Origin of the sequence: Jiella marina (assembly GCF_024359545.1) — a bacterium.
Lineage (GTDB): Bacteria > Pseudomonadota > Alphaproteobacteria > Rhizobiales > Rhizobiaceae > Jiella.
Genome location: NZ_JAKQZG010000016.1, coordinates 25,968 through 41,169, shown reverse-complemented (window position 1 = coordinate 41,169; position 15,202 = coordinate 25,968). Strand labels below are relative to the sequence as shown.

Genomic DNA, 15,202 nt, shown 5'->3' with positions numbered 1-15,202 from the left:
CGAAGCGCATCGCATCCCGCCCTCGCGCACCATCACGCTCTATCGGCGCGTGGTCGCTCCCGGCTCGATACGGCCGATCGGCGGGGCGAAATGCGGATCATTGTAGGACTTGCATTTTCCCGTGTCGCCATCCGGGTCGACGCAGGACGCGTTCAACATGCCCCATACGAAGTCCATCGGCAGCGAGCGCATGACGGTCGTGCCCTCGGCGAAGAACCAGCTTGGCTCCGGCGCGCCGTTGACGGTCTGGTTGAGGCCGAACAGGTTGAGATTGGTCTGGCTGCCGATGCCCGGCACGCCCGCATTGCCGTCGGCATCCGGTCCGGCCTGGGAATGGCAGGTCATGCAGGAGGCCGAATTGACGAAGCCGCCCTCCGTGATCGACTGCCCGGCATGGGTGGGCACGCCCGTATTCGTGACGAAACTGATCTGGCTGGCCTTCAGCCGGTAGCTCCGCCAGGCCGGATCGGCGGCCGAAGGCGTGTTCGGGTCGCTGACGCTGTCGGCCGTCGCGACACCCATCGCAGCCAGCAAGGCGTCGAGAGAGGGCGTGATCGACTCGCCGGTTTCCGCGACGGTGTAGGGCGTTCCGGTGCGAAAGACGATGTCGTTCGACGCGTCGTCGGAATCTTCCGTTTTCGGTGGAATGTAGTTCTGCCCGAAGGACGCGCCGCCCACTTCGACGCCGCGGGCGTCAAAGCCAAAGGAATCGTTGCAACCCGTATAGTCGCAGCGTCCCAGATTGCCGACATGTTCGAAGGCGTACCAATGCCAGTTGGGCAGGGCCTTGGACGCCGCGGTCACCGAGACGAGATAAAAGAGTTCCGGCTCCTCGTCACCGGGCGCAAGGGTCTCCTCGATCAGCATCGTGACATAGGGATGCTCGGGATTGTTGGGCGGATCGAGCCGCTGACCATTTCCGTCGGTATCGCTGATGAGCCCCGACTCCAGCATTTCGGACTGGCTGAAGAAGTCGACCTTGAACATGACGGCGTCGGTCGGATAATCGACCGTCAGGGCCGGATTGGCATAGGGCGCATGGTCGCTGATCCAGTTCTGCATCGCCGTGAAGCGCGCACCCAGGCTCTCTTTGTTGTAAAGATTCTGCAGGAAGCTGTAGCGGACGAAGGGCCGGTTCCTGAACACGATCTCGGCCTCTTCCTGCCGCAGCACGCGAGCCGGATCCAGCGTGTTCAGGAAATCGTGGCTGTGACTCGGATTGGGCTTGGCGACCGTCAGCGGCGGCGGATTGGTCCAGTCGGTCGGGAAGAACGGACACCCGCTGGGCGGAGCCCCCTCGATCGGCGGCGTCCGGTCCATGACGGACGGATCGCAGCAGTCCTGACTGACCTGCCCCGGCAGGCAGATCGGCTTCGGATCGGATATCCAGATCGTCTGATCGGTGCCCCAGGTCCAGAACTTCTCCCGAACCGCCTCAAGCATCGAGGTCCAGGCATAAGCATCGGGACAGCTCGCCGCCGGATTGCCGATTCCCGCCGGCCAGCGCAACTGCCCATCGATGAAATTCGGCGTGCAGCCGGGGCGATCGCGCGCGTCGGCGCGAAAATAGCTGACCTGCTCGACCGGGTTGGGCTTCGAATCGGCGGCCTGAGCACCCGACAGAAGCATCGCCGAACCAGCCAGCACCGCTGATATTAAGAACACCTTCATGAAATTCTCCTCTGACACCAAGGAATTCATATCAGTTCCATACTTCATATTCGAACGAATAGCGCTTGCCGGAAATAAAGCTAAAAATCTCTTGACGGCCGAACGCAGGGTTTTTGCGGCCCGGCTCTAGCTCTGGACACCGTCCTGCATAAATGCCCGGATCGTCGATCCGCCACACCGAAGAGGCCAGATGCGCGCTCTCCTTATTCAGTATTACGAGCGCATCAAGGCGAGCTACTGGTTCCTGCCCTCGGTGCTGGCCCTTCTCTCGGCGATCCTCGCCTTCACCCTTGTCGAAATCGACACGCTGGTGGAGCCGGACTGGCTGGGCAGCGGACCCTTCCTCTATGCCACGCAACCGGAAGGGGCGCGGACGCTTCTCGGCGCCATCGGCGGATCGATGATCGGCGTCGCCGGCACGGTCTTCTCCGTCACCATGGCGGCGGTGGTCTTCGCCTCCGGCAGCTACGGGCCAAGACTCCTCACCAATTTCATGAACGATCGCGGCAACCAGGTGACGCTGGCGGTGTTCGTCGCGACCTTTGTCTACTGCATGATCGTCCTGCGCACCGTGCGGGACGGCAGCGAGAACGGCGATTTCGCCGCCATGTTCGTGCCCAACATAGCGATCTTCGGTGCGCTCGTTCTGGCGATCCTCTCGATCGGCGTGCTGATCTACTTCATCCACCACGTCCCGTCGAAGATTCACATCTCCAACGTCATCGCCGACATCGGTCACACGCTCCTGAAGCGGATCGGAAAGGAATATCCGGAAAAGCCTGCCCATGACGACGAGGCGCTGAACGATCTGCGATGGCAGTTGCCGCCGGCCCTTCGCAAGACACCCGACCTCGGTGAAGGCGGAAGCGACACGCCCGGATACAGACGCATTCTTTCCGACCGTGTCGGCTATGTGCAGATTGTCGATGCGGAGTCCCTGATCGAGGCGACCTCGACCGAAGATGTTGTCGTGCGACTCACCTGTAGGCCGGGCAATTTCATCCATGTGGGTCAGGTCATCGCGCTTGCCTGGCCGGCCGAGCGGGTGAACGACGAGACATGCGACAAGCTGCGTTCCACGATCGCCGTCGGCAACACACGGAGCCCGGGCCAGGATCTGAACTTTTTGTTCGACGAACTGGTCGAGATCGCCGGCCGGGCGCTGTCGCCCGGCGTGAACGATCCCTATACGGCGATCACCTGCCTCGACTGGCTGAAGGCAGCCATGGCGAAGATTGCCGGCCGGTCGGAGCGCAGCCCCTACATCATCGACGACAACGGCAAGCTCCGTGCCGTGAGTCTGTTGGACGACTTCCCCGCCTATCTGGAAATCGGCTTCGGCCATCTCAGGCAATATGCCGCCTCCGACATGATCGCCGGCCAGCATTTCCTGAACTGCCTGACCGAGATCGTGCCGATGTGCCGCGACAGGCAACAGTGCGAGGCCATTCGCGAGCAGGCCGAGAAATTCCTCGATCTCGCCCGAGAAGAACTTTCCGGCGCATCGCTCGCCACGCTCGAAGCGGCCGGGGCAAAGACAATTCGCGCCGCATCGCGATAGCAGCCCCCGGCGAGGTCATCCGACAGCCCCGCAGCCGGCAATTCAGCGCCGGCCTATTCGCCCTCGTCGAAGAGGTTCGACTGGACGCCTTGATAGGCCGGCGGCACCGCGAGGCCGAGATGGCGGAACGCATGTTGCGTTAGAAGCCGGCCACGCGGCGTGCGCTGGAGGAAGCCCTGCTGCAGGAGATAGGGCTCGACGATGTCCTCGATCGCATCGCGCGGCTCGGAGAGCGCGGCGGCGATGGTCTCGATGCCGACCGGACCGCCGCCGAAATTGAGCGCGATGAGGTCGAGATAGCGCCGGTCGAGCTGGTCGAGGCCGAGGCTGTCCACCTCGAGCCGCGACAGCGCTTCGTCGGCCACCTTGCGGTTCACGGTTTCGGCCCCGGCAAACTGCGCGAAATCGCGGACCCGGCGCAGGAGGCGGCCGGCGATGCGCGGCGTGCCGCGGGCGCGGCGGGCGATCTCCTTCGCCCCGTCTTCGCCCATCGGCATCTGCATCAGCCGGGCGCCGCGGGTGACGATATGTTCCAGTTCCTCGACCGTGTAGAAATTCAGCCGGACCGGAATGCCGAAGCGATCGCGCAGCGGCGTCGTCAGAAGGCCAAGCCGGGTCGTCGCGGCGACGAGGGTGAATTTCGACAGATCGATCTTCACCGAACGCGCGGCCGGTCCCTCGCCGATGATGAGATCGAGCTGGAAATCCTCCATCGCCGGATAGAGGATTTCCTCGACCGCCGGGTTGAGGCGGTGGATCTCGTCGATGAAGAGCACGTCGCGCTCTTCCAGATTGGTGAGGAGCGCGGCGAGATCGCCGGCCTTGGCGATCACCGGACCGGAGGTCGAGCGGAAATTGACGCCGAGTTCCTTCGCCATGATCTGGGCGAGCGTCGTCTTGCCGAGGCCGGGCGGCCCGACGAAGAGCACGTGATCCAGCGCCTCGCCGCGCGCCTTCGCCGCCTCGATGAAGACCTTGAGATTCGCCCGCGCCGCCGCCTGGCCGACGAAATCGTCGAGCCGCTGGGGGCGCAAGGTCGCGTCGATATCCTCGCCGCGCTTTTCGGGGGAGATCAGGCGGTCCGTCTCAGACAATCGCTTTCCTTCTCATCCGACCAGCCATCCTCGATCTCGAAATCCTCGCCATTCCAGGACATGGCGAACAGATCCCGAACCGCATCAATCCGCGTCTGGCTGTGTGATGCCCACCGAAGGATGTCAAGAATAGCATTCCGCGAACTCTTGCCGTCGAGGGACTTGAAGGCAACGGGGCGCAGGCGCTTGTCCAGCTTCTCGTTGATCACCTGTGCCTGGGTCTTACGATCCGCGCTGCGATAGAGCTCGAGCAGTTCAGCCACATGCGTGTCGAGACGCGAGACACCAGCCAGAACAGCGACTTGGTAGGCCAAGAGCTTTTGTGCAGCCGCAGGGGGAAGAAGCGGCACCACGTCGTCGACAGCGTCCTTTAGCACACGATCCAGCGCGTTCTTTTCGAGCGCCAGACTGGCAAGCGTCTTGTGCCGCAGCGCGTAGTAGTCGGTCTTCAACTTCAGCCGGTGACCATCATCGAACACGATCACATAGCCCTCGATTTCGGTGAGTCCGCGAACTCCCGAAACAAAAGTGGGGGTGGAACCGTCGACGCGATGGCTGCTGACAACCGGCACACCGTAATGCCCGGCCATGTCATGCATCAGCTCGAAATCCGCATAAGCACCGGTCGTGTTGTCGCGGATGGCGAGAAGTGTCAGCGCAGGCTTGTCATAACCGATGACGATCCGACTACCCGGCGATGTGAATTCGAAGATGGCGGTCTTGCCGACATCCAAGCGATCGCGTGCCAGAGCGAGCAATCCTTCGGTCGCGTACGACGCTGCCTCGAGCGCCTGTCGCGTAATGCCCTTTCGGGTCATCAATACCATTTCGCTTTCCACGAAAGCTGGATGGATCATCGTACCATCGAGCTTTTCCAGGATTCGATGCGGCCTTGACCAATCGACATCCTCGACCCGTTCCCGTTCGCCGAGGTTGAAGAATTTGTGGAAGGGCCGCGCGATGAGCCGTCCGGACTTGTTGAACTTCAGGCCTCGGCACTCGCGTCTGATGGCCGAATTGAAGGTCTCATCGAGATGATGCCCGTAGTCGATCGTATCGTGCGTCGCGTATTTCGAGACATAGATGCCATTGTCGCCCGCAATGTGCGGCAACACGTCGTCGATATGTTCTATGACCGGGAACACTTCCCAACTCCATAAAAAAAGCCGCTTCGAAGAGCGGCTTGAGACGGACTATCGTGGGCGCAGATCACACGCGCATGCGTCGCCAAGCCTTTCGGCGGCCAAAATTGCGATTGCCTGAAAAACTGACGGAATCGTTGCGCATGGCGTCACAATAGCAGAGCTCGCCACCGGCGGACAGCCGGAAATACCGCTCTCGATCTTTCCGGGCGCTCAGCGCGCCAGCTTCTTCAGCCCCAGCCGGATCAACTTCGCACTGTCAGCATCCGCCCCGGCTTCCTTCACGGCCGCCGCGACGGCGTTGGCGGCCTGATCTCGAGCATAGCCGAGATTGGTGAGGGCCGAGACAGCGTCGGCGATCGGCGCCGAGGCGGTGCCGCCTCCGATGTCGCGCTTGAGGCCGAAGCTTTCTTCGGCGTCGGCACCGGAAAAGGCTGGCGCACGGTCCTTCAGTTCGGCGACGATGCGCGCGGCGACCTTCGGGCCGACGCCGGGAGAGCGCGCGACCATCGCCTTGTCCTGGAGGGCGACCGCATTGGCGAGATCGCCGGGCGACAGAGTCCCGATCACCGCGAGCGCCACCTTGGAGCCGACGCCCTGGACCGTCTGGAGCAGGCGGAACCAGTCGCGTTCAGCGGCGCTCGAAAACCCGTAGAGCCGGATCATGTCCTCACGCACGATGGTCTCGATGAACAGGATCACCGCTTCTCCCGCACCGCCGAGCGCCGCGAGCGTCTTGGCACCGCAAAAGGCGACATAGCCGACACCATGAACGTCGACGACCACATGGTCCTCGCCGATCTCGTCAATCGTGCCCTTGAGCTTGCCGATCATCTCTGCCTGCCGTCTTCCCGCTGCGAGACGACCGGTTGACACCATTCGGCGGCGGATTTCCAGACGTTTTGCGGCCGGCAGAGACCTGCCGACCGCAAAGGGCTGCGCGCATGTGAGGCGTTTGGGTCGCTCGCGCGATCAGCGACCGCCGAGCTTCAGCTTCGCCGACCTGCACTCGACGACCTGCTTCGACGAGGAGTGATAGGCCGAGTCCCAGGAAACCTTCACGCTCTTCGGGCAGCCGGGATAGGACTTGTTGACCAGGTTGAACGGGCCGTTCGGACCATTTGCCCTGATCTTGACGGACCGGATGCCCTTGTTGCTGGAGATCGAGCAGACGACGGCGTTGGGGATCGAGCAGGAGATCGAGGCGCCGGCGCTCTGGATCTTGGCGGCCTTGAACTGGCCGGCGTCGGCGACGGAACCGAGAGCGCCGAGAGCGACCAGGGCAGCGAGAAGGCGGGGAGCGAGAGAGTTCGACATTTCAGGCTTCCTTCGTGGGGGCGTTGGGGCTTGGGGCGAAATCAACGTTTCGATGATCGCCTTGTAACCTTCCCCTGCGGAATGAGCCCTGAATGGCGCATTTATCTTCGGTTCAGTAAGAAAACCGGTAACCGACAGCGAAGAACACGTCGACATTGCAAGATCGGCCTCGTCCCGAATGGGTCGGGAATCATTGCGTGTTTCGCGCCGCCATCAACGCGGCCATGTCCGGCCAAAGCACCGCCGGGTGGCGGGCCATCTCTGCCAAGAGCCGTTCCAGAAGCGCCCAGGCCGCTTCGTCATGCTGGAGGTGGTGGGAGAGGATCCCGATTGGCTCGACCGATCCGCCGCGCCGCGTTTCGATCAGGTCCGACAGCCGGCGGTCCGCTTCGTCCATGGCAAGCCCGGACTTCGCCCGCCAGTCCATGATGTCGAGATGGGTGTTGAGTTCGGCCGGACCGCCCAGGACGGGCGGCCGAGCAGGGCCATAGGTCGAGACGATCGGCAGGCCCAGCGTCGGCAGCAGTGTCCTCGCCCGTTCGCCGATCCGGTTCCAGGGCGGTACGAAGACCGGCAGGAACCGCTCCCCGAAGAGATCGACGAGGCGGGCCCGGCCCTCGATCAGTTCACGTTCCATGGCCGCGTTCGGCCGGTGATCGCCGAACTCGGCCCGCTTCTCGTCCGCTGGCGCATGGTTCGCATGCGACCAGCCATGCAGGAGCGCAGCGATCATGCCGTTGTGGTCGAGACGCGCGGCAAGCCCCGGCTCTGCATCCTCCGGAATGACGGCGAGGGCGAGCTGCAGGTCCTGTTTTTCCCTGAGAAGGAGCAGCCGGTCGAGCGCGACCGAGGGCCGCCGCGCATCGTCGTCGCGCCACCAGAGCGCCACGGCCCTGTCTTCGCCGGCAAGCCGGTCGAGGGCAGCCACAGTCAGGGGAAAGTCCGCCGCCATCACGCGGCCTCCGCCTTGAGCGCCCCGCCAAGAAGCGCGGCCACCCGGTCGAGGCCCGGCTCGGGCGAGAATTTCGAGCGCACCCGCTCCTCGCCCGCCTTGCCGAGACGAAGCGCCAGTTCCGGCTCGTCGATCACCCGGGCGATCGCCGCGGCGAGCGCCTTCGGGTCGCGCTCGTCGACCAGAAGGCCGGTCCGCCCGTCCTCGACCAGTTCGGGGATCGCCGAAACCCGGGTGGAAACGACCGGCAGGCGGTGCGCCTGCGCCTCCATCAGCACGTTGGGCAAGCCGTCACGATCTCCGGACTTGGCGATCCGCGAGGGCAGGACGAAGAGATCGGCCCTGGCGAGAAGTTCAAAGACTTCGTCACGCGCGCGGCTGCCGTGCCAGGTGATCCGCTCGGCAATGCCCGCCTTCTCGGCCTGTTCCTTGAGCCTATTCGCCAGCGTTCCGCCGCCCACATGGTCGAAATGCCAGTTCCGGTCCTTGAGGCGGGCAAGCGCACGGATCAGATCGGCATAGCCCTTCTTTTCCACCGCCCGGCCCACCGAGACGATGCGAAAGGGGCGACTGCCGTCGAAGGCTTTCCGCTCGGGCGGCGTGATCCCGGAAACGTCGAGGCCGTGATAGACGAGTTCGACCTGTTGCGGCCGCTTGGCGAGCGAGCGCAGATAGTCCAGGTTGGTGCCCGTGCAGGTGACCCCGAAGGACGCCGAATCGAGCTTTTCCGACAATTCCCAGGCCTCGCTCGTCCAGATGTCCTTGGCGTGGGCGGAAAACGACCAACCGAGCCCGAGGATCGCCGCGGCATAGCGGGCGACCGAGGCCGGCGTGTGCAGATAATGGGTGTGGAGCCAGCCGACATCGGCGGGAAGTTCTGCGGCGAGCACGCAGGCCTGGCCAAAACGGCGATAGCGGTTGGCCGTATGGTCCCGGGCGAGATCGGCCTGAAACAGCTTCTCGGCCTCGGCATAGCCCGGCTGGCGCGACGCGAATTCCCGGCCGCGCTTCACCCGCGCCGGATCGTCCTTCAGATATTCCGGCAGATAGAGAACGGGGGCGGTGATCCGCCGGTGCACCGGATGGACCTTCGCCTCCTGGGGCTGGCGCAGCGAGACGATGAGTTGCTGCAGTCCTCGATCCTGGAGACCGGCGATTTCTTGCGCGATGAAGGTTTCCGACAGGCGCGGATAGCCCTTCACCAGAATTGCGACCCGCCCTTCGATCATGCCGTTCCATTCCCGTTCATCGGCCGAACTCGGCATCGAGCCCGACGTTCCGACCCTGATGTGGCAAGCCCGCCGCGAGCGGCAAGACGGCGCTGTTCATCCCTTTCGCGACGAAGCGTTCGCCACTCGAAAAACGCTCGAATTCCAAGTTGACCCGCGCGGAAGGAGAACATTGACAAAGTTTGGGCACCGAAGCTTACTGGCCGCAAAGACTGGGAAGGATCAGACACCCTATGGCGCGTTCGAAGGCAGTGAGGAGCCATCTTCGCACCGTGCGCGGCGGCTGCCGAAGCCCATCTCTGCTCGTTTCGGCACTTTTCCTGCTTCTCGCGCTGCCCCAGGCTTTCGCACAGACCCCTCCCGAACCGAAGTCTCTGGCCCCGGCCGTCGCGAAGGGCGAGCTTCCACCGCTCGAACAGCGCCTGCCGGAGGTGCCGCGCGTTCTCGATGTGGACGCCGCCTGCCCCGCCGATTCGCTGGGCGGCACGCTGAACATGCTCGGCGGCAGCGCCAAGGACAGTCGCATCATGCCGGTCTTCGGCTATGCGCGGCTCGTCGCCTATGACACGAACTACGAAATCGTCCCGGACATCGCCAAGAGCGTCGAGGTAGAGGAAGGTCGGATCTTCACCTTCCATCTGAGGCAGGGGATGAAATGGTCCGACGGCGCGCCGTTCACCTCGGAGGACTTTCGCTATTTCTGGGAGGACATGGCGACCAACGAGAACATCGCCAAATTCGGCGTTCCGGGCGAGCTCCTGGTCGATGGCGAGAAGCCGGAAGTGACCTTCCCGGACGAGTACACCGTACGCTATGAATGGGCGAAGCCGAACCCGAACTTCCTCGCCTCCCAGGCAGCGGCCACACCCTTCGAGATCTTCCGGCCGGCCCATTACCTCAAGAAATATCACGAGCGCTATCAGGATCCCCAGAAGCTCGCCGAGCGGGTCGAGAAGGCCGGACAGCGCAATTGGGCCGGCCTCCACTTCAAGAAGGACCGGGCCTCGCGCAACGACAATCCCGACCTGCCGACGCTGCAGCCCTGGATGCTCGTGACCGAACCGCCCTCGCAGCGGCTGATCTTTGCCCGCAATCCCTATTTCCACCGCGTCGACCAGGCCGGACGGCAGCTTCCCTATATCGACGAGGTCGCGCTGACGATCTCCAATCCTGACCTCATCCCCGCCAAGGTCGCCAATGGCGAATCCGACCTGCAGGCCGCTTATCTCTCCTTTCCGAACTACCCTTTCCTGAAACGCGGCGAGAAACGCTCGGATTTCGAGGTCCGCCGCTGGAAATCCGGCCGCGGCGCCCATGTCGCGCTCTATCCAAATCTCAACGCCACCGACCCGGTCTGGCGCAAGCTGCTGCAAACGGCCGATTTCCGCCGTGCCCTGTCGCTCGCCATCAATCGCGAGGACATCAACAAGGCGATCTTCTATGGCCTCGCCGAACCCGGCGGCAACACGGTTCTGCCCGGCTCGCCGCTCTACGATCCCAACCTCCGCTCGCTCTGGACGGACTACGACCCCGAACAGGCAGAGGCGTTGCTCGACGAACTCGGTCTGACCCGCGAAACGCCGCGCGGGCTTCGGCGTCTGCCAGATGGGCGCGAGATGCGGATCGTCATCGAGACCGCCGGCGAAAGCCGCGAACAATCCGATGTCCTGCAACTGATCCGCGACGACTGGCGCAAACTCGGCATCGAACTCCTGATCCGCGAATCCCAGCGCGAGATCTTCCGCAACCGCATCAAGGCCGGCTCGACCCTGATGTCGGTCTGGACCGGCCTCGACAACGGCCTGCCGACACCGGACACGGACCCGGCGGAACTCGTTCCCTCGACCGCCGAACAGCTCGAATGGCCGGGCTTCGGCATGTGGGTCGAGACCGGCGGCACGGGCGGCGAGGAGCCGGGCGACGCCTCGAGCCTCAAACCGCTCAAGAAGCTGATCGCGCTCAGAAAGGCCTGGGCCTCGACGCTGGAACGCGACGAGCGCATTCGCATCTGGAAGGAGGCCCTCGAAATCTTCGCCGATCAGGTCTTCACCATCGGCATCGTGTCGGAGGTGGACCAGATCGTCGTCGTCTCGAACACGCTCGAAGGCGTGCCTGAGCGCGGCATCTACAATTACAATCCCGGCGGTTATTTCGGCATCTACAATCCGGACACGTTCCATTTCGCCTGCCCGGAAGTGTCGACGGCGGACAGCGCGTCGTGATCCGCTATCTTTTGAGCCGCCTCGTCACCATGGCGCTGACGCTCGTCGCGATCAGCGTGCTCGTCTTCGCCATCATCCAGCTTCCGCCGGGCGACTATCTGACGAGCTACATCGCCGAGATCCAGGCCCAGGGCGAACAGGTCACGGCCGAACGGATCGCCTTCCTGCGGGAGGAGTACGGCCTCGACCGCCCGCTCTGGGAGCAATATCTCGTCTGGGCCACCGGCCTGCTTCACGGCGATCTCGGCTATTCCTTCGAGTACAGCCAGCCGGTCGCCGACGTCGTCGGCGAACGCATGCCGCTGACGCTCCTCCTCAACGCGGCGACCGTCCTCTTCATCTATCTGGTGTCGTTCCCGATCGGGATCTATTCGGCGACCCACCAATATTCCTGGACCGATCACGGCCTGTCGTTCCTCGGTTTTCTCGGCCTCGCCACGCCGAACTTCCTGCTCGCGCTGATCCTGCTTTACCTGGCCAATGTCTGGTTCGGCACGTCGATCGGCGGGCTGATGGCGCCGGAATATATCGACGAGCCCTGGTCGCTCGGGAAAGTCGGCTCGGTCTTCGCCCATCTCTGGGTGCCGGTGCTGGTCATCGGCACGGCCGGCACGGCGGGCATGATCCGCCGGCTGCGGGCCAATCTGCTCGATGAGCTGAACCGGCAATATGTCATCACGGCGCGGGCCAAGGGCCTGCCCGAGCGGACGATCCTGTTCAAATACCCCCTGCGCATGGCGCTCAACCCCTTCATCGCCGATCTCGGCGGCATCCTGCCGCAGATCGTCTCGGGTTCGGTGATCATCTCGGCGGTGATGAGCCTGCCGACCACCGGCCCGATGCTGCTTTCGTCGCTGCGCAGTCAGGACATGTATCTTGCCGGCTCATTCCTGATGTTCCTCGCGCTCCTCACCGTCGTCGGTATGTTCATCTCCGACATCCTGCTTGCCGTCCTCGACCCCCGCATCCGGCTGGGGGCAAAGAGCGCCCGATGAGCGACACGACCCATTTCGTCTCGCGCGAACCCTTCGATCCGGAAGCGACCATCGCCGCCGGCTCGGTCGTCTCCGAGCGCTACGCCAAGGCCTCGCAGGCTCGGCTGATCTGGTGGCGTTTCCTGCGGCACAAGGTGGCGGTGGTGTGCCTCGTCTTCCTGGCGCTCAGCTACGCCTCGATCCTGATCGTCGAGTTCCTGTCGCCCTACGAACTGCAGTCGCGCCACACCGACTACATCTTCGCCCCGCCCCAGGCGGTGCATCTCTTCCACGATGGCGAATTCGTCGGCCCCTTCGTCTATCCGCTCGACTATTCCCTCAACATGGAAACCCTCAAACGGGAATATGCCGAAGACACGAGCCGGCCGCTGCCCTTGCGATTCTTCTGTTCCGGCGAGCCCTATCGCTTCTGGGGCATGATCCCGGCCGACAAGCATCTGGTCTGTCCGCCAGAAGGCGGCACCTTCTTCCTGCTCGGCACCGACCGGCTCGGCCGGGACATGCTGTCGCGCATCACCTATGGTGCCCGCATCTCGCTCACCATCGGTCTTGTCGGCGTAACGCTGTCCTTCATTCTCGGCATCACCATCGGCGGTCTTGCCGGATATTTCGGCGGCTGGATCGACGCGACGGTCCAGCGCACCACGGAAATCCTGCGATCGATCCCGGAACTGCCGCTATGGCTAGCCCTCTCGGCGGCGCTCCCGGTCACCTGGAGCCCGCTTCTGATCTATTTCGGCATCACGCTGATCCTGGCCCTGCTCGACTGGCCCGGGCTGGCGCGTGCGGTGCGCTCGAAGCTCTTTGCGCTTCGCGAGGAGGATTTCGTGGTCGCCGCCGAAATGCTGGGAGCGCGGCCGCGGCGGATCATCTTCCGGCATCTCCTGCCGAATTTCATGAGCCATCTGATCGCCTCGGCCTCGCTGTCGATCCCGACCATGATCCTCGCCGAGACGGCGCTGTCCTTCCTCGGCCTCGGCCTCCGCCCGCCCATCACCTCCTGGGGCGTGCTCCTCTCGGAAGCCCAGAACATCGAGGCGGTGGCGCTCTATCCCTGGCTGCTCCTGCCGATGGTGCCGGTAGTGCTGGTCGTGCTGGCGTTTTCGTTCGTCGGCGACGGGCTAAGGGATGCGGTGGATCCATATCAGCACTGAGGCCGGTGGTTCGTCAGCTCTTCAGCCGCCAGCCCGTCTTGAAGATCCATGCGATGGCACCGAGCGTCGCAGCCAGAAAGACCAGCGTCATGCCGAGGCTGACGGCGATCGAAACGTCCGACGCGCCGTAGAAGGCCCAGCGGAAACCGCTGATGAGGTAAACCACCGGATTGATCAGGCTGACGTCCTGCCAGAACTCGGGGAGCATGTTGATCGAATAGAAGCTGCCGCCCAGAAAGGCGAGCGGCGTGACGATCAGGAGCGGAACGAGCTGCAGCTTCTCGAAACCGTCGGCCCAGATGCCGATGATGAAGCCGAACATGGCGAAGGTGACCGCCGTCAGCACCAGGAAGAAGATCATCCAGAGCGGATGCTCGATCCGCAAGTCGACGAAGAGCGCCGCCGTTGCCAGGATGATCAGGCCGAGCGCGATCGACTTCGTCGCCGCCGCGCCGACATAGCCGATGACGATCTCGAAGGCGGAAATCGGCGCCGAGAGGATCTCGTAGACCGTGCCGACGAATTTCGGAAAATAGATGCCGAAGGCGGCGTTGGTCAGGCTCTGTTGCAGCAGCGACAGCATGATCAGGCCCGGCACGATGAAGGCGCCGTAGGACACCCCGTCCACCTCCTCGATGCGCGAGCCGATCGCCGCACCGAAGACGACGAAATAGAGCGAGGTGGAGATCACCGGCGAGATCACGCTCTGCATGATCGTGCGGAAGGTGCGCGCCATCTCGAATTTGTAGATGGCGGCGATGGCGGTGAAGTTCATGCCCGTTCCTCGACGAGGTTCACGAAGATTTCCTCGAGCGTCGACTGTTTGGTGGAAATGTCGCGAAAACGGATGCCCTCTTCGGCGAGCCGGCGCATGAGGCTGGCGATGCCGGTGCGCTCGGCATTGGTGTCGTAGCTGTAGGTCAGGCTGCTTCCGTCCTCAGACAGGGAAAGGTCGTAGTCGGAAAAGCCCTCCGGCACGGCGCCGAGCGGCTCCTGCAGATGCAGCGTCAGTTCCTTGTGGCCGAGCTTGCGCATCAGCTCGGTCTTCTCCTCGACCAGGATCAGCTCGCCCCTGGAAATGACGCCGATCCGGTCGGCCATCATCTCCGCCTCCTCGATATAGTGGGTAGTGAGGATGATGGTGACGCCCGCCTCGCGCAGCTTGCGCACCACCGCCCACATCTCGCGCCTCAGCGCCACGTCGACGCCCGCCGTCGGCTCGTCGAGGAACAGAAGCTCCGGCTCGTGCGACAGCGCCTTGGCAATCAGCACACGGCGTTTCATGCCGCCCGACAGGGTCATGATCCGGTTGTCGCGCTTTTCCCAGAGCGAGAGATCGCGCAGCACCTTCTCGATATGGGCCGGATCCTTCTTCTTCCCGAAGAGGCCGCGCGAGAAGGACACCGTGTCCCAGACCGTCTCGAAGGCGTCGGTGGTCAGCTCCTGGGGCACGAGGCCGATCTTCTTACGGGCGGCGCGATAGTCGCGATCGATGTCGTGGCCATCCACCGTGATCGTGCCGGAGGACAGGTTCACGATGCCGCAGATGATCGAGATCAGCGTCGTCTTGCCGGCGCCGTTCGGCCCGAGAAGCGCGAAGATCTCCCCCTTCGCTATTTCGAGGTCGATGGCCTTCAGGGCCTGGAACCCGCCCTCATAGGTCTTCGAAACCCCTTGAACGGCGAGGATCGGCGATGCGTCTGAAGAAGCGGGCATGAAGGCTTGCAATCCGTGGGAGGGAGCGCGAGGCCCCCGAAGTCTGGTCGCAGATAGGTGGCATGGTGCGGGAGAAAAGCCACCGGGTGGTGACGATGCGTCACCGGATCAGGCCTTCGCTGCCGGGGACGTTGCCTTGCCCGCGCCGG

Annotated in this window: 13 protein-coding genes; 4 read left to right on the top strand and 9 right to left on the bottom strand. The window is 63.6% G+C overall.

The features are described from left to right. Positions 1–39: 39 nt before the first annotated feature. Complete coding sequence (locus MF134_RS21685; RefSeq protein WP_255341504.1) at positions 40–1,671, bottom strand: hypothetical protein; 1,632 nt, start codon at positions 1,669–1,671, stop codon at positions 40–42. Positions 1,672–1,861: 190 nt separating this feature from the next. Here MF134_RS21685 and MF134_RS21680 point away from each other — a divergent pair, with 190 nt between their 5' ends. Continuing rightward, positions 1,862–3,232: a DUF2254 domain-containing protein gene (locus MF134_RS21680; protein ID WP_255341503.1), complete on the top strand. Its 1,371-nt coding sequence runs from the start codon at positions 1,862–1,864 to the stop codon at positions 3,230–3,232. Positions 3,233–3,285: 53 nt separating this feature from the next. Here the strand turns inward: MF134_RS21680 and ruvB are convergent, their stop codons facing one another. The 6 genes from ruvB to MF134_RS21650 form a co-directional block, all read right to left on the bottom strand. Then, on the bottom strand, positions 3,286–4,326 hold the full coding sequence (gene ruvB / locus MF134_RS21675; RefSeq protein ID WP_255341502.1) for a Holliday junction branch migration DNA helicase RuvB: 1,041 nt from the start codon (positions 4,324–4,326) through the stop codon (positions 3,286–3,288). Then, on the bottom strand, positions 4,305–5,471 hold the full coding sequence (locus MF134_RS21670; protein WP_255341501.1) for an RNA ligase: 1,167 nt from the start codon (positions 5,469–5,471) through the stop codon (positions 4,305–4,307). The genes ruvB and MF134_RS21670 overlap by 22 nt, the downstream gene beginning before the upstream one ends. Before the next feature lie 210 nt (positions 5,472–5,681). Continuing rightward, positions 5,682–6,302 (bottom strand): Holliday junction branch migration protein RuvA, encoded by a 621-nt coding sequence (gene ruvA, locus MF134_RS21665; RefSeq protein WP_255341529.1) that lies wholly within the window; start codon positions 6,300–6,302, stop codon positions 5,682–5,684. Between the two features lie 138 nt (positions 6,303–6,440). Then, positions 6,441–6,785, bottom strand: a complete 345-nt coding sequence (locus tag MF134_RS21660; RefSeq protein ID WP_255341500.1) for a hypothetical protein — start codon at positions 6,783–6,785, stop codon at positions 6,441–6,443. A gap of 190 nt (positions 6,786–6,975) precedes the next feature. Beyond that, on the bottom strand, positions 6,976–7,737 hold the full coding sequence (locus MF134_RS21655) for a polysaccharide deacetylase family protein (protein WP_255341499.1): 762 nt from the start codon (positions 7,735–7,737) through the stop codon (positions 6,976–6,978). After that, positions 7,737–8,966 carry a glycosyltransferase family 4 protein gene (locus MF134_RS21650; RefSeq protein WP_457590044.1) on the bottom strand — a complete coding sequence of 410 codons (1,230 nt, stop codon included), beginning with the start codon at positions 8,964–8,966 and terminating at the stop codon, positions 7,737–7,739. Before MF134_RS21650 ends, MF134_RS21655 begins: the two co-directional genes overlap by 1 nt. A gap of 233 nt (positions 8,967–9,199) precedes the next feature. Here MF134_RS21650 and MF134_RS21645 point away from each other — a divergent pair, with 233 nt between their 5' ends. From MF134_RS21645 to MF134_RS21635, 3 genes are read left to right on the top strand one after another with little or no spacing between them, the layout of a single operon-like run. Continuing rightward, complete coding sequence (locus MF134_RS21645; protein ID WP_255341497.1) at positions 9,200–11,188, top strand: ABC transporter substrate-binding protein; 1,989 nt, start codon at positions 9,200–9,202, stop codon at positions 11,186–11,188. Next, positions 11,185–12,183 (top strand): ABC transporter permease, encoded by a 999-nt coding sequence (locus MF134_RS21640; RefSeq protein WP_255341496.1) that lies wholly within the window; start codon positions 11,185–11,187, stop codon positions 12,181–12,183. Before MF134_RS21645 ends, MF134_RS21640 begins: the two co-directional genes overlap by 4 nt. Continuing rightward, positions 12,180–13,337 (top strand): ABC transporter permease, encoded by a 1,158-nt coding sequence (locus MF134_RS21635; RefSeq protein ID WP_255341495.1) that lies wholly within the window; start codon positions 12,180–12,182, stop codon positions 13,335–13,337. Before MF134_RS21640 ends, MF134_RS21635 begins: the two co-directional genes overlap by 4 nt. A 13-nt stretch (positions 13,338–13,350) precedes the next feature. Here MF134_RS21635 and MF134_RS21630 read toward each other — a convergent pair whose 3' ends face one another. Next, entirely contained in the window at positions 13,351–14,112 is a 762-nt protein-coding gene (locus tag MF134_RS21630) for an ABC transporter permease (RefSeq protein WP_255341494.1), read from the bottom strand. Then, the gene (locus tag MF134_RS21625; RefSeq protein WP_255341493.1) at positions 14,109–15,053 is read right to left on the bottom strand and encodes an ABC transporter ATP-binding protein; all 945 of its coding nucleotides are present in this window, start codon (positions 15,051–15,053) and stop codon (positions 14,109–14,111) included. Before MF134_RS21625 ends, MF134_RS21630 begins: the two co-directional genes overlap by 4 nt. Between the last annotated feature and the right edge of the window lie 149 nt (positions 15,054–15,202).

What these genes read in the sequence shown, in the direction of transcription:
- MF134_RS21685 (WP_255341504.1), bottom strand. Translation starts at nt 1,671, where the DNA reads ATGAAGGTGTTCTTAATATCAGCGGTGCTGGCTGGTTCGGCGATGCTT.
- MF134_RS21680 (WP_255341503.1), top strand. Translation starts at nt 1,862, where the DNA reads ATGCGCGCTCTCCTTATTCAGTATTACGAGCGCATCAAGGCGAGCTAC.
- ruvA (WP_255341529.1), bottom strand. Translation starts at nt 6,302, where the DNA reads ATGATCGGCAAGCTCAAGGGCACGATTGACGAGATCGGCGAGGACCAT.
- MF134_RS21660 (WP_255341500.1), bottom strand. Translation starts at nt 6,785, where the DNA reads ATGTCGAACTCTCTCGCTCCCCGCCTTCTCGCTGCCCTGGTCGCTCTC.
- MF134_RS21655 (WP_255341499.1), bottom strand. Translation starts at nt 7,737, where the DNA reads ATGGCGGCGGACTTTCCCCTGACTGTGGCTGCCCTCGACCGGCTTGCC.
- MF134_RS21650 (WP_457590044.1), bottom strand. Translation starts at nt 8,966, where the DNA reads ATGATCGAAGGGCGGGTCGCAATTCTGGTGAAGGGCTATCCGCGCCTG.
- MF134_RS21645 (WP_255341497.1), top strand. Translation starts at nt 9,200, where the DNA reads ATGGCGCGTTCGAAGGCAGTGAGGAGCCATCTTCGCACCGTGCGCGGC.
- MF134_RS21635 (WP_255341495.1), top strand. Translation starts at nt 12,180, where the DNA reads ATGAGCGACACGACCCATTTCGTCTCGCGCGAACCCTTCGATCCGGAA.
- MF134_RS21630 (WP_255341494.1), bottom strand. Translation starts at nt 14,112, where the DNA reads ATGAACTTCACCGCCATCGCCGCCATCTACAAATTCGAGATGGCGCGC.
- MF134_RS21625 (WP_255341493.1), bottom strand. Translation starts at nt 15,053, where the DNA reads ATGCCCGCTTCTTCAGACGCATCGCCGATCCTCGCCGTTCAAGGGGTT.